This is a genomic window from Ruegeria sp. K11 (genome assembly GCF_056531905.1).
Window position 1 is genome coordinate 217,594 of record NZ_JBQFMP010000002.1, and the last position, 13,379, is coordinate 230,972.

At 59.4% G+C, this 13,379-nt stretch carries 12 protein-coding genes; 7 read left to right on the top strand and 5 right to left on the bottom strand.

Annotated elements, in window-relative coordinates:
• Window positions 1-51 precede the first annotated feature (51 nt).
• Window positions 52-798, top strand: a complete 747-nt coding sequence (locus ACR0K4_RS03875; RefSeq protein ID WP_480852885.1) for a YbaY family lipoprotein — start codon at window positions 52-54, stop codon at window positions 796-798.
• On the opposite strand, the gene ACR0K4_RS03880 is transcribed toward ACR0K4_RS03875, so the two are convergent.
• The 4 genes from ACR0K4_RS03880 to ACR0K4_RS03895 form a co-directional block, all read right to left on the bottom strand.
• On the bottom strand, window positions 799-2,460 hold the full coding sequence (locus ACR0K4_RS03880) for an FAD-binding dehydrogenase (protein WP_480852886.1): 1,662 nt from the start codon (window positions 2,458-2,460) through the stop codon (window positions 799-801).
• 11 nt (window positions 2,461-2,471) lie between these two features.
• Window positions 2,472-3,329: a bile acid:sodium symporter family protein gene (locus ACR0K4_RS03885; RefSeq protein ID WP_480852887.1), complete on the bottom strand. Its 858-nt coding sequence runs from the start codon at window positions 3,327-3,329 to the stop codon at window positions 2,472-2,474.
• Between the two features lie 72 nt (window positions 3,330-3,401).
• Window positions 3,402-4,136 (bottom strand): glutamine amidotransferase, encoded by a 735-nt coding sequence (locus ACR0K4_RS03890; protein ID WP_480852888.1) that lies wholly within the window; start codon window positions 4,134-4,136, stop codon window positions 3,402-3,404.
• A 16-nt stretch (window positions 4,137-4,152) separates the two neighbouring features.
• Window positions 4,153-5,925 carry an SLC13 family permease gene (locus ACR0K4_RS03895; protein ID WP_480852889.1) on the bottom strand — a complete coding sequence of 591 codons (1,773 nt, stop codon included), beginning with the start codon at window positions 5,923-5,925 and terminating at the stop codon, window positions 4,153-4,155.
• A gap of 110 nt (window positions 5,926-6,035) precedes the next feature.
• Between ACR0K4_RS03895 and ACR0K4_RS03900 the strand changes: the two genes are divergently transcribed.
• Window positions 6,036-6,776, top strand: coding sequence for a YebC/PmpR family DNA-binding transcriptional regulator (locus ACR0K4_RS03900; RefSeq protein ID WP_480517196.1), 741 nt, complete (start codon window positions 6,036-6,038; stop codon window positions 6,774-6,776).
• Between the two features lie 92 nt (window positions 6,777-6,868).
• On the opposite strand, the gene ACR0K4_RS03905 is transcribed toward ACR0K4_RS03900, so the two are convergent.
• Window positions 6,869-7,765 carry a LysR family transcriptional regulator ArgP gene (locus ACR0K4_RS03905; RefSeq protein ID WP_480852891.1) on the bottom strand — a complete coding sequence of 299 codons (897 nt, stop codon included), beginning with the start codon at window positions 7,763-7,765 and terminating at the stop codon, window positions 6,869-6,871.
• 84 nt (window positions 7,766-7,849) lie between these two features.
• Here ACR0K4_RS03905 and ACR0K4_RS03910 point away from each other — a divergent pair, with 84 nt between their 5' ends.
• The 5 genes from ACR0K4_RS03910 (at window position 7,850) to betA (ending at window position 13,320) form a co-directional block, all read left to right on the top strand.
• Window positions 7,850-8,449 carry a LysE/ArgO family amino acid transporter gene (locus tag ACR0K4_RS03910; RefSeq protein ID WP_480517192.1) on the top strand — a complete coding sequence of 200 codons (600 nt, stop codon included), beginning with the start codon at window positions 7,850-7,852 and terminating at the stop codon, window positions 8,447-8,449.
• 39 nt (window positions 8,450-8,488) lie between these two features.
• Complete coding sequence (locus tag ACR0K4_RS03915) at window positions 8,489-9,454, top strand: DMT family transporter (protein ID WP_480853109.1); 966 nt, start codon at window positions 8,489-8,491, stop codon at window positions 9,452-9,454.
• 41 nt (window positions 9,455-9,495) lie between these two features.
• Complete coding sequence (betI, locus tag ACR0K4_RS03920; RefSeq protein ID WP_480517190.1) at window positions 9,496-10,068, top strand: choline-binding transcriptional repressor BetI; 573 nt, start codon at window positions 9,496-9,498, stop codon at window positions 10,066-10,068.
• Window positions 10,065-11,573, top strand: a complete 1,509-nt coding sequence (betC, locus tag ACR0K4_RS03925) for a choline-sulfatase (RefSeq protein WP_480517188.1) — start codon at window positions 10,065-10,067, stop codon at window positions 11,571-11,573. The genes betI and betC overlap by 4 nt, the downstream gene beginning before the upstream one ends.
• 88 nt (window positions 11,574-11,661) lie before the next feature.
• The gene (gene betA / locus ACR0K4_RS03930) at window positions 11,662-13,320 is read left to right on the top strand and encodes a choline dehydrogenase (RefSeq protein WP_480517186.1); all 1,659 of its coding nucleotides are present in this window, start codon (window positions 11,662-11,664) and stop codon (window positions 13,318-13,320) included.
• The last annotated feature ends 59 nt before the right edge of the window (window positions 13,321-13,379 follow it).

Below are 13,379 nucleotides of genomic sequence, written 5' to 3' on the forward strand. Positions count from 1 at the left end.
CCGATCCAGCCACAATCTTTTCATCAAACACGGATGTGAAAGGATGGGATCATGCCTTTTCCAAAACTCGGTCAAGCGATCATAGCAGCTGCTGTTCTGGTGGCGTTGCTGGGCAGTCAAAGCCATGCAGGGACGGTGACGGGAACCGCCACCTACCGCGAACAGATTGCTGTGCCCGAAGGTGCCACGCTTTATGTCCAGTTACAGGATATCTCACTGGCGGATGTACCCGCAGTCACGCTGGCATCCCAGCGTTATGCGCTGAGCGCGGTGCCTGCAGAGTTCGAGCTGACTTATGATGAGGCATTGATCCGGGATGGTTTGACCTATTCCGTCAGCGCAGCAATCTATAGCGGAAGACAGCTGTTGTTCATTACTGACACGGTGCATCCGGTGCTGACAAACGGGGCCGGAGAAACAGCTGATTTGCTGCTGGTGCAGGTGGGCGGTGAAAACCAACCGGGCCTGGGTGATACCAATTGGACCGCCATCGGCATCAATGCCGACACACTGACCACCGACCGACCGCCGCAGCTGTCCTTTGCACAAGACGGCGCGTTCAGCGGTACGGGCGGATGCAACCGGTTCATGGGGCAGGCCCGGCTGTCGGGCACCATGCTGGAGTTTCCCGATAACATGGCGGCCACCCTGATGGCCTGCGCCCCTGAACTTGAAAAAGTTGAAAGGCAGTTCTTCGCCGCTTTGCAGACCGTTGCGACCTACGCGGTTGCGGGTGACAGCCTTGCGATGCTGGACGCTTCGGGCGAGCCGGTTCTGAAATTCATTCGCACGCCCTGATCAGGCCACGGCGCGCGACCGACCGGCATTGCGGCCCGAAAAGATGCAGCCGCCCAGAAACGTGCCTTCCAGCGCGTTATAGCCGTGATACCCGCCGCCGCCAAACCCCGCGACCTCACCGGCGGCAAACAGGCCGGGGACGACCTGACCATCCGCGCCGATCATCTGGCTGTCCAGATTGGTTTGCAGCCCACCCAGAGTCTTGCGGGTCAGCACATGTAGCTTGATGGCGATCAGCGGGCCATTGGCCGGGTCCAGAAACTTGTGCGGTTTCGCGGTGCGGATCAGCCGGTCACCACGATAGTTGCGCGCAGCCAGTATGGCCGCCATTTGGGCGTCCTTGGTGAATGGATTATCCACCTGCGAATCCCGCGCCTCGATCTGAGCGCGCAGATGAGCTTCGTCGATCTGGGCCTCGCCCATCTGGTTCATGCCGCGTACCAGCTCGCTGAGGGTGTTGGCAACGATGAAGTCCTCGCCATGCTGTTTGAACGCCTCGACCGGTGCCGTTGCTTTTGATCCGGTCAGAACCCGCTGGAACAACACCTCGCGCCAACCCCCATTCGTCATGTCAGGATTCTGCTCGGACCCGGACAGTGCAAATTCTTTCTTGATCACTTTCTGGGTCAGCACGAACCAGCTGTATTCATACCCGGTTTTCAGGATCTCCTTAAGCGTTCCCAGCGTGTCAAAACCCGGCAGGCAGGGCGGTTTCATCCGGTTGCCGCGTGCGTCAAACCACATCGAACTGGGGCCGGGCAGAATGCGAATGCCATGAGACGGCCAGATCGGATCCCAGTTTCGCACGCCTTCGGTGTAATGCCACATCCGGTCGCCGTTGATCACATGCCCGCCAGCCTTTTCGCTGATCGCGATCATGCGGCCGTCGACGTGAAAGGGCACGCCTGCCACCATTTCCTTTGGCGGCTCGCCCAGCCGGTCGCGGGGCCAGTTCTTGCGCACCATTTGAAAATTGCCACCAATCCCACCTGAAGTCACAATGATCGAAGGGGCGTAAACTTCGAATTCACCGACCTCATCGCGGTTGGTGCGGCCCCCCTGTTTGGCAGTGTCATCTGCCAGCACCTCGCCCGAGACGCCCTTGGCACAGCCGTTTTGCATGATGATATGGCTGACCTGATGGCGAAATTTCAGCTGGATCAGACCGGTGTCGACATGGCCGCGAACGCGGCGGATGAAGTGTTCAAGTACGCCGGGTCCGGTGCCCCATGTGATGTGAAAGCGCGGCACGGAATTGCCGTGCCCATCCGCATAGGAGCCGCCGCGTTCTGCCCATCCGACGATGGGAAACCAGCGCAGGCCCATCTCGTGCAGCCAGGGACGCATTTCTCCGGCGGCGAACTCGATATACGCCTCGGCCCATTTGCGCGGCCATGCATCTTCCGCACGGTCAAATTGCGCGCTACCCATCCAGTCGCGCATGGCCAGATCATGGCTGTCGCGGATGCCCATGCGCCGCTGTTCGGGGGTATCGACCATGAACAGTCCGCCGAGACTCCAGAACGCTTGCCCGCCCAGAAAATGCGCAGGTTCCTGATCCAGAACAATGACTTTCTTGCCCCGATCGCTTAGTTCAGCGGCTGCGGTCAGACCCGCCAGCCCGGCGCCGACAATGATTGCGTCTGCTGTATTGTTGCTCATCAATAGTCCTTTCAGCGGCGGCGGAACCAAAGGATGAACGGCAGCGCCACGGCATACATTGTTATGCCGTAGACGGCGGATGGCAGGGCCAGCGGGCTGAACCCGCTTTCGGTCCCGGTCATCAGCGCGGCCAGTGTAATCCCGAGCGTCGAGTTCTGAATACCGGTCTCAATCGAGACGGTCTTACTTTCATTCCACGACAGATTTGCAACCCGCGCCAGCCCCAATCCAATCAGCAGCAAGGCAAGGTTCAGGGTGATCAGCCCGGCCCCCATGATGCCGAGGTTATCGACAAACAATTGCCAGTTCCCCGCCAGCGCGGCAAGAACGACCAGAACAAACAGCGTGGTTGCCAGTTTCGACAAGCCTGCCTCGATCCGGTCGGCGAAACCGGGGGCAAAATGCCGGGTGCTGACTCCGATGGCCACCGGCAGCGTGGTGATCAGGAACAGGGCGATGGCCAATCCGGTGATCGAAACCTCGGGTGCTTGCGAACCCATGAAATGTGCGACAGACCAGGCCGCCAGAATGGGCACGGTGATGAGCGAGAGCAGGCTGATGACCGCGGTCAGACTGACCGACAGGGCAACATCGGCCTTGGCAAGCTTTGACAGGATATTGCTGGTCACCCCGCCGGGGCAAAAGCTGAGCAGCATGAACCCCACCGCGATCTCGGGGGGCAGGGCAAACAGCTTGACCGTGATGAACGCCGCAACCGGCAGCAGCACGACCTGACACAACGCGCCAATGGCAAAAGGGTAGCGCCGGCTTAGGACACGGCGGAAATCGGCGACCTCAAGCCCGATGCCCAGAGACAGCATAATGATTGCCAACGACAGCGGCAGGCCGACATTGATTAGCAGGTCCAAGAACAACTCCTCCCAAAGCCGTTCGGAACAGCCTATGCCAGTGGTCGTGGATCAGGCAACCGCTCCGTTGGGTCAGCCGTAGCGTTGTGCAAATCGGCGCAGGATCTCGCCCGGTTGGGTGACGTCGGCGGCGTGGCACATATCGATCAGGCCTTGCGCATCTTCGGGCCGAAAATAGCCGTGATCCTTGTAGATATGGATGCGTTCTTCGAAATCATGCGCGTCCGCCTCGGGATGGAACTGCGTGGCATAGACGTTCTGTCCCCAACGGATCATCTGGAACGGGCAGGGGTCTGAGGCCACCAGATGGATGCAGCCGTCCGGCAGGGATTGCACCGCTTCTTTGTGGCCGACAAAGGCCTCGAATTCCGGCTGCAGCCCAGCAGTGAGCGGGTCTTGCGCGCCTTCGTCGGTCAGGCGGCAATCGGATGGGCCAACCGGTTCGCCATATTGCCGCTTGCTGACGTCGCCACCCAGATGCGCGGTCAGGATTCCCAAGCCATAACAGCAACCCATGAATGGATGATCCTGCGCGGTGATCTGAGGCATCAGCCCCATGATCGCGCCTTCGATCTTTGCGTCCAGCGCAGATTTGCTGGCCGGGTCGTCGCTGACGCAACCGGGTCCGCCGCCGACGATGACACCGGCGTAATCGGTGACGTCCAGCCCCTCGGGCAGGTCTTCGCAATCCAACCGGATGCGGTGGGTCTGCGCGGGGCTGAGGCCGGTTTTGTCCAGAATCGAGGCGTACTCGGCATCCGAGGCATCGGTTTCCGGGCGCAGTTGCAGGATCAGAAAGCGTTTCATGCGCTGCCTTTACCCGTCAAAGCGGCCAGAACACAAGGATTGAGGGGATCGAGACCGCGATGATCAAAATCTCCAGCGGCAGGCCCATGCGCCAGTAATCGCCGAAATGATAGCCTCCGGGACCAAGCACCAGCGTGTTGTTCTTGTGCCCGATCGGCGTCAGGAACGCCGCCGAGGCCGCTACGGCCACCGTCATCAGGAACGGGTCGGGTGAAACCTCAAGCGTACGCGCCATTTGGATGCCGACGGGGGCGGCGACGATGGCGGTTGCGGTGTTGTTCAGCACATCCGACAGGGTCATGGTGACCACCATCAGCACGGTCAGGATGGCCCATGCGGGCAGGCCGTTGGTCAGTTGGATCAGCGCGTTGGCGATCAACTCGGTCCCGCCCGACGTCTCCAGCGCGCTGCCCAATGGGATCATTGAACCCAAAAGCACCACCACGGGCCATTCGATGTGATTGTAGATATCGGCGATGGGCATGATCTTGGTCAGCACATAGGCCACAACGACCAGTCCCAAAGCGATGGGCAGATAGATCAGCCCGATACTGGCCGCCAGCACGGCGGCGGCAAACAGGCCAATTGCCAGCCACGCCTTGTCATTGGCCGTCACGTTCAGGCCCCGCTGGGCCAAGGGCAGACAGCCCAGCCACTCGGTCACATCCGCGCTGCGGTCGCGCGGGCAGAGCAGCAGCAGAATGTCCCCGGCCTCAACCTCGGTCTTGCGCACCTGCTGGGTGATTTGACGTCCCTGACGCGAGATCCCCATCAATACCGTGCTCTGCCGCCACGCCAGACCAAGACCCTGCGCGGTGCGCCCGGTGATGCGGGCGCTTTCGGTTGCCACAACTTCGATCACCTCAAGCCCGTCGCCTTCGGCGGTCAACAGCTCCTGTCGCCGTGTGTCCGAAAAGTTCAGGTTGAGCGCGGCGCGGAATTCATCCAACGCTTCGGGGCGGGCCTCTAATACCAGCGCGTCGCCTTCCTGCAATGTCCTGTGGGCAGACCGCCCATAAAGCCGTTTCCCATCCCGAATCAGGCCGATGATGGCGACATCAGATTTCTCGGCATCCTCATAAAGCTGGCTGACACGTTTGCCGATCTGGGGTGACTCGGGTGGGATGGTCAGTTCCGCAATGTACTCGGCCAACGCCTCGGATGTTTCAGTCTGCGGTCCCCGGTTCGGAATCAGACGCCAGCCCACCAATGCCACAAACGCCAACCCTGTCAGCGCAGCGATGCCACCGACCGGGGCGAAATCGAACATTCGGAACGGCTCGCCCAGGGTTTCGGCCCGGATCGAGGCGATGATGATGTTGGGAGGTGTGCCGATCAGCGTGGCCATCCCGCCCAGAATGGTCGCGAAACTCAGCGGCATCAGGGTCAGACCCACGGACCGCCCCGCCTTGCGCGCGGTCTGGATGTCGACCGGCATCAGCAACGCAAGTGCTGCGACGTTGTTCATGAAGGCCGACAGAACCGCCCCGATGCCACCCATTAGCGCAATATGCGCCCCCAGCCCGCGCGAGGCATCAACCAGCGAACGCGTGATCAGAAACACTGCCCCCGACCGCACCAGCCCGGCCGAGACGACCAGAACCAGCGCAACGATAATGGTCGCCGGATGGCCGAACCCGGCAAAGGCGCGTTCAACCGGGACAACACCGAGGACGACACCAACCATAAGGGCCGTGAAAGCCACCATATCGTATCTGAAACGCCCCCAAAGCAGCATCCCGAAAACAGTGGCAAAAAGGCTAAATAGAATAATCTGGTCCGTCGTCATGCCGCCACCATACCTGTGGGGGGCGTGTGAACAAGCCGGTCTCTTGAACTCAAGCGCTGCAACCGTCTATATGAGCGCCGAACACGAAACTACGATGACGAGGACGCACCATGGCAGGCCATTCCAAATGGGCCAATATCCAGCACCGCAAGGGACGTCAGGACGCCGCGCGGTCCAAACTGTTTTCCAAGCTGTCGAAAGAGATCACCGTGGCCGCCAAGATGGGCGACCCCGACCCCGACAAGAACCCGCGCCTGCGTCTGGCGGTGAAAGAGGCCAAGTCGAACTCGGTCCCAAAGGACGTGATCGACCGCGCGATCAAGAAATCTGTGGCCGGTGAAGGCGACGATTACGAAGAAATCCGGTACGAGGGTTATGGTCCCAATGGTGTGGCGGTGATCGTCGAGACCATGACCGACAACCGCAACCGGACGGCTTCGACCGTACGTTCGACCTTTTCGAAGAATGGCGGCAATCTGGGTGAGACCGGTTCGGTCGGGTTCATGTTCGACCGCAAGGGAGAGGTTGTGTATCAGGCGGATGCAGGCGACGCGGACACGATTTTCGAAGCGGCGATCGAGGCCGGGGCCGAGGATGTTGAAAGCTCGGAAGACGGTCACATCATCTGGTGCGCCGACACCGATCTGAACGATGTGTCCAACGCGCTGGAAGAGGCGCTGGGCGAATCCGAATCCACCAAGCTGGTCTGGAAACCCACCACCACCACCGAGCTGGGTCTGGAAGACATGCAAAAGCTGATGAAGCTGGTGGACGCGCTGGAAGATGATGATGACGTGCAGCGTGTTACCACCAATTTCGACGCAACCGACGAGGTCATGGCGCAGCTTTGACGCGCCGTCATATCACGATTCAGGCCCGGCCATCTGGTCGGGCTTTTTTGTTTCTGCCGGGATGTCGTCGTGGGACTAGTCTGAGCGTAGCGTCAAACGTCACCTTCCACTGCAATCAGGTGCTTGGCCGCCATTCGCCGAACCGCCCGAGACAGAGGTTTTAGCGCAGGGGCGAGGATGCGCCGCGTTTGCCATGACAGGGGCACATCCAGTGGTGTTCCGGGGACCAGTTCGCACAGTTTACCCTCGGCAAGGGCAGTTTGCACCAGCGCGATCGGGTTCATCCCCCAACCAAGCCCGGCCATAGCTGCCTCGACAAAGCCCTGCGTGGACGGGAGGTAGTGGGTCCGCGTGGACAGGCGACGGCCAGTCCGTTCGGCAACCCAAGTCTTTTGCAGGTTGTCCTTGCGATTGAATGTCAGGCACGGCGCCTTTCCCAGCGCTTCTGTCGATACCCCGGTTGGAAACCACCGCGCTATAAATTCCGGACTGGCAGTTGCCAGATAACGCAGCGTGCCTAACGCATGCGTATCACACCCCGCCACAGGCTGGCCGCCGACAGTCACGGCCGCGCTGACCTCACCCCGCCGCAGCCAATCGGCCGAGTGATCCTGATCATCGATCACCAGCTCGAACAGCATATCCGATGTCTGTGCCATCGCGCCGATGAACCATGTGGCCAGACTGTCGGCCGGAACCGCGATCCGTACCCTTGCCGGGCCATCAGTTTGGCCCAGTGTCAGTTCCCGGCTCAGTTGTGCCTCAAGCAGGCCAATATCCTCGGCGTGCCGTGCAATCCGCAGGCCTGCCGGTGTCGCCGTGCAGGGCGTCCCGCGATGAACCAGTGCCGAGCCGACACGATCCTCAAGTGATTTGATGCGCTGGGAAATGGCCGAGGGCGTCACCGCCAGCTCGGTCGCGGCGGCATCGAAGCTGCCGGTGCGCAGAATGGCCGACAACGCCGCGAGGTGGCTAGGATCGAGCAACATTAGTCAAACTTAACTCATGCAATTTTCTTTAATTTGATTGGCGCACAGCCAGAGGTTAGTCAACAGCGCATTACAGGAGATCACATGTCCAATCCCATGATCGCCGGGTTCGTGCTTGGCTTTAGCCTCATCCTCGCCATCGGAGCGCAAAATGCCTTTGTCCTGCGTCAGGGCCTTCGGCGCGAGCATGTCTTGCCGCTGTGCCTGACCTGTGCCGTGTCCGATGCCATCCTGATCGCAGCAGGGGTGGCCGGGTTCGGTACCCTTGCACACACGGTGCCATGGTTTGAAACGGTGATGCGGTACGGAGGCGCCATTTTCCTCACATGGTATGGTCTGCGCAGTCTTGCCTCTGCATGGAAGGGTGGAGCAGTCATGGACGTCGGCGGCGCTCATGCTACGACGTTGCGCACAGCCATGCTGACGGTGCTGGCGTTCACATGGCTCAACCCCCATGTTTATCTGGATACGGTTGTCTTGATCGGGTCGATTTCAGCCCAATATGACAATCGGCTGGCCTTCGCGCTGGGCGCGATGACTTCCAGCTTCGTCTTCTTCTTTTCACTGGGCTACGGGGCCGGAATACTGTCGCCGCTCTTTGCCCGCCCCCGGGCTTGGCAGGTGCTGGATGCGGTGGTTGGACTGGTCATGCTTGGCATCGCGGCGAAACTCGTTGTCATGTGAAGGGTTGTGGCCACCCTCAAATGGGTGTTCAACCGTGCCATGACCCAAACCACCGATCTGTCGCGCCCAATGGCCGGAATGTTCTGGATGTTCGCGGCTGGTCTGTCCTTTGTGGCCATGACGGCGCTGGTCAAAACTCTGGGCAGCCATATGAACCCCATACAGGCGGCGTTTCTTCGCTATGCTCTGGGCTTGGTGTTTCTGCTTCCCGCCTTGCGCGCCCTATCTGGAACGCCTCTGTCAAAGCGCAACCTGACGCTATTTGGTGTACGGGGTGTCGTGCACGCACTGGCCGTGATGCTGTGGTTTTTTGCGATGACGCGCATTCCTCTGGCCGAGGTCACGGCGATGAACTACATGACACCGGTTTACGTGACCGCCGGTGCGGCCCTGTTTCTGGGCGAGAAACTGGCCTTTCGGCGGATCGCGGCAATCTTGGTGGCGCTTGTCGGTGTCCTCATTATTCTGCGCCCGGGGTTTCGCGAGGTCACGGCAGGGCATATGGCGATGCTGGGCACGTCTTTGACGCTTGGCATATCCTATCTGCTGGCCAAAGTGATGGTGCGCGAAATCCGCCCGTCGGTTGTTGTGGCGCACCTTTCGATTTGGGTTACCATTGCGTTGGTTCCCTTCGCGGTTTCGGTCTGGCAGCCCCCAAGTCTGTGGGATCTGGGTATCCTGTTCCTAATCGCCACATTCGCGACAGGCGGGCATTATTTCATGACGCTTGCATTGCAGGCCGCGCCTGTTGCGGTCACTCAGCCGGTCACTTTCCTGCAGCTGATCTGGTCCACCATTTTGGGAGCAGCGGTGTTCCACGAAGGCATTGATATCTGGGTCGTCGCCGGAGGCACTCTGATCCTGACCGCAGTCAGCTTCATCACGTGGCGCGAAGCTGTGATGAGCAAAGGTCGAACTGCAAGGCCAACCCCGCTTCAGGGGTCTGAAAGCCCGCCACCGCGGAATTCAAGTTTATTGATTGACGAGTCAATAAAGAAGCCCTAGCATTTTTGTCACAACTCCAAAGGCGTGACAAAGGGGCAGGAATGCCGAAACTCGGAATGGAACCGATCCGGCGGGATGCGATCGTCAAGGCCACGATCGCCGAGCTTGGTGTGAAAAAATCTCTGGATGTCACCGTCAGCCAGATCGCCAAACGCGCAGGTATGTCCAGCGCTCTGGCGCATCATTATTTTGGCGGTAAGGATCAGATTTTTCTGGCCGCCATGCGCCAGATTCTGACCGATTTCGCGACCGAAGTGCGGGAGCAATTGAAAGCCGCCGCACCAAAGGAACGCGCACAGGCGATCATCCGGGCCTGTTTCGCACCCTCCTGTTTCACCCCTGATGTTATTGCTGCCTGGATGACCTTTTATGTGCTGGCCCAAACCAATCAAGAGGCGCTGCGCCTGTGGCAAATCTATCAGGCGCGGATCAAATCCAACCTGATCGACGCGTTGCGCCCGGTGCTCAGGGATCCGGTTGAGGCCGCCGAGGACATGGTCGCCCTGATTGACGGCCTGTATATCCACGCCGCCCTCAATGCGCCGGAAGAACCCGACCTTGCCGTCACTCACGCCATGCGTGTGCTTGATACGTTCCTTGAGGTTGAAAAATGACAAAACCCAACATCCTGATCCTGATGGTGGATCAGTTGAACGGAACCCTCTTTCCTGACGGTCCCGCAAACTGGCTCCATGCTCCGAACCTGAAAAAACTGGCCGAGCGATCCACGCGGTTCGCAAATGCCTATACCGCATCGCCCTTATGCGCGCCGGGACGAGCCAGTTTCATGTCCGGCCAACTGCCCTCGCGCACCGGGGTCTATGACAACGCGGCCGAGTTCCGCAGCGATATCCCGACCTACGCGCATCATTTGCGCCGGGCCGGGTATTACACCTGCCTGTCCGGTAAAATGCATTTCGTTGGCCCCGATCAGCTGCACGGGTTCGAAGAGCGCCTGACCACCGATATCTATCCGGCCGATTTTGGCTGGACGCCAGACTACCGAAAACCCGGGGAACGGATTGACTGGTGGTATCATAACATGGGCTCGGTCACGGGGGCCGGCGTCGCGGAAATCACGAACCAGATGGAATATGATGACGAGGTCGCCCATCACGCCAAGGCAAAGCTGTATGACCTTGCGCGCGGCAAAGATGATCGTCCGTGGTGCATGACTGTCAGTTTCACCCATCCCCATGATCCATATGTGGCGCGCCGTAAATACTGGGACCTTTATGAGGATTGCGAGCATCTTCTGCCCCAGACCGCCGATCTTGGTTATGACAATCAGGACCCGCACTCGAAACGAATCTTCGACGCAAACGACTGGTGCAGCTTCGACATAAGCGAAGAGGATATCCGCAAATCCCGCCGTGCCTATTTTGCCAATATTTCCTATCTGGACGACAAGATCGGAGATATTTTGGAGGTGCTGAACGCGACCCGGCAAGAGGCGATCATCCTCTTTGTTTCAGATCACGGAGATATGCTGGGGGAACGCGGCCTGTGGTTCAAGATGACCTTCTTCGAAGGCTCGGCTCGGGTTCCGCTGATGATTTCAGCAGCCGACCTTCCCGTGGGGCGCATCGATTCACCGGTATCCACAATCGACGTTACACCAACCCTTGGGGCGCTCGCTGGCGTCGACATGGCCGAGATCGCTCCATGGACGGATGGCGAGGATCTGGTGCCGCTGGCTCGTGGGCAAGACCGCACCGTGCCGGTTGCGATGGAATATGCCGCCGAAGCCTCTTATGCACCGCTGGTGTCGCTGCGCTATGGCAAGTGGAAATACAACAGATGCGTGCTGGACCCCGATCAGCTGTTTGATCTCGAAGCCGATCCGCACGAAACGCAAAACCTGGCCGCGAATCCCGATCACGCCGGAACCCTGCAAACCCTGCGCGCCAAATCCGAAGCTCGCTGGGACCTCGACCGCTTTGATGCGGAGGTCCGGGCCAGTCAGGCCAGTCGATGGGTGGTCTACGAGGCCCTGCGGCAAGGGGGGTATTATCCGTGGGATTATCAACCGCTGCAGAAAGCGTCTGAACGCTATATGCGCAACCACATGGACCTCAACGACGTGGAAGACACCCAACGCTTCCCGCGCGGAGAATAACCTCTTCATCTTTTTGAAAATACTCCCGCCGGAGGCAAAGAGATTTTTCGACGAAAAATCTTGACCCGCGCGGACCGGAGATAGAGCTATGGAAGCAGATTTTGTTATCGTCGGGGCTGGGTCCGCAGGGTGTGCGATGGCCTATCGGCTCAGCGAGTCCGGGGCCTCGGTTCTGGTAGTCGAACACGGCGGTACCGACGTCGGGCCCTTTATTCAGATGCCTGCTGCCCTCAGCTATCCGATGAACATGGCGCGTTATGACTGGGGGTTTCAATCAGAGCCAGAGCCGCATTTGAACAACCGCCGGCTGGCCTGTCCGCGCGGCAAGGTGATCGGCGGGTCATCTTCGATCAACGGCATGGTTTACGTGCGCGGTCACGCGCGCGACTTTGACACCTGGGCCGATATGGGCGCGGATGGCTGGTCTTATGCGGACGTGCTTCCGTATTTCAAACGTATGGAGACCTGGCATGATGGCGGCCATGGAGGTGACGCATCTTGGCGGGGCAGTGATGGCCCCTTGCATGTGTCACGAGGGCCTCGACATAACCCCTTGTTTCAAGCCTTCGTCGATGCGGGGCAACAGGCTGGGTACGAAGTTACAGGCGATTATAATGGAGAAAAACAAGAAGGCTTTGGCCCGATGGATCAGACTGTCTGGAAAGGACGGCGCTGGTCGGCGGCGAATGCTTATCTGAAACCCGCACTCAAATACGACAACTGCAACATTGTGCGCGGGCTTGCGACCCGGGTGGTCATCGAAGAGGGGCGCGCGACCGGGGTTGAACTGATCCGTGGCGGGCAGACAGAGGTGATCCGCGCCCGCCGCGAGGTTGTCCTTGCGGCTTCTTCCATCAATTCCCCAAAGCTGCTGATGCTGTCCGGAATCGGCCCCGCCGCGCAACTTGCCGCGCACGGGATTTCTGTCGTGGTTGACCGTCCGGGAGTAGGCGCAAATTTGCAGGATCATCTGGAGCTTTATATCCAGCAGGCCTCGCTGCAGCCGATCACGTTATACAAGCACTGGAACCTGCTCAGCAAAGGGTTGATCGGCGCGCAGTGGGTATTTACAAAATCCGGTCTGGGCGCATCGAACCAGTTCGAGAGCGCGGCCTTCATACGTTCGAGACCCGGTGTCGAATATCCCGATATTCAGTACCACTTCCTGCCGATGGCAATCCGGTATGACGGGCAGGCCGCAGCTGAAGGGCACGGATTTCAGGCACATGTGGGGCCGATGCGTTCACCGTCGCGCGGATCGGTGACCCTCCGCTCGGGCAGGCCCGAAGACGCGCCGGTGATCCGGTTCAACTACATGAGCCACAAACAGGATTGGGAGGATTTTCGCACCTGCATCCGCCTCACGCGCGAGATTTTCGAACAGCCCGCATTCAAACCGTTTGCAAGTCATGAAATTCAACCGGGGGCTGCTGTTCAGTCGGATGCAGATCTGGATGCCTTCATCGCTGAACATGCAGAAAGTGCATATCACCCCTGCGGAACCTGCCGAATGGGGCGTGCAGATGACGATGATGCGGTTGTAGATCCTCAGGGCCGGGTGATTGGGGTGGACGGGCTTCGGGTCGCGGATAGCTCGATCTTCCCGCAGATCACCAATGGAAACCTCAATGCGCCGTCAATCATGGTGGGTGAGAAAATGTCGGATCATCTGCTGGGTAAAGAGGCTTTGTCGAAGGCCAATGACCGGCCTTGGGTTCATCCTGAATGGGCGACTGCGCAACGATAAAGAGAGCGGGAAGTAAGCACTTAATCACAGGTTTTGATGTGAAGTTTGATCCGCGTCAA

Bases quoted from the DNA above. Each gene is read 5' to 3' on its own strand.
- ACR0K4_RS03875 (WP_480852885.1), top strand. From the start codon at position 52: ATGCCTTTTCCAAAACTCGGTCAAGCGATCATAGCAGCTGCTGTTCTG.
- ACR0K4_RS03880 (WP_480852886.1), bottom strand. From the start codon at position 2,460: ATGAGCAACAATACAGCAGACGCAATCATTGTCGGCGCCGGGCTGGCG.
- ACR0K4_RS03890 (WP_480852888.1), bottom strand. From the start codon at position 4,136: ATGAAACGCTTTCTGATCCTGCAACTGCGCCCGGAAACCGATGCCTCG.
- ACR0K4_RS03895 (WP_480852889.1), bottom strand. From the start codon at position 5,925: ATGACGACGGACCAGATTATTCTATTTAGCCTTTTTGCCACTGTTTTC.
- ACR0K4_RS03900 (WP_480517196.1), top strand. From the start codon at position 6,036: ATGGCAGGCCATTCCAAATGGGCCAATATCCAGCACCGCAAGGGACGT.
- ACR0K4_RS03905 (WP_480852891.1), bottom strand. From the start codon at position 7,765: ATGTTGCTCGATCCTAGCCACCTCGCGGCGTTGTCGGCCATTCTGCGC.
- ACR0K4_RS03910 (WP_480517192.1), top strand. From the start codon at position 7,850: ATGTCCAATCCCATGATCGCCGGGTTCGTGCTTGGCTTTAGCCTCATC.
- ACR0K4_RS03915 (WP_480853109.1), top strand. From the start codon at position 8,489: ATGACCCAAACCACCGATCTGTCGCGCCCAATGGCCGGAATGTTCTGG.
- betI (WP_480517190.1), top strand. From the start codon at position 9,496: ATGCCGAAACTCGGAATGGAACCGATCCGGCGGGATGCGATCGTCAAG.
- betC (WP_480517188.1), top strand. From the start codon at position 10,065: ATGACAAAACCCAACATCCTGATCCTGATGGTGGATCAGTTGAACGGA.
- betA (WP_480517186.1), top strand. From the start codon at position 11,662: ATGGAAGCAGATTTTGTTATCGTCGGGGCTGGGTCCGCAGGGTGTGCG.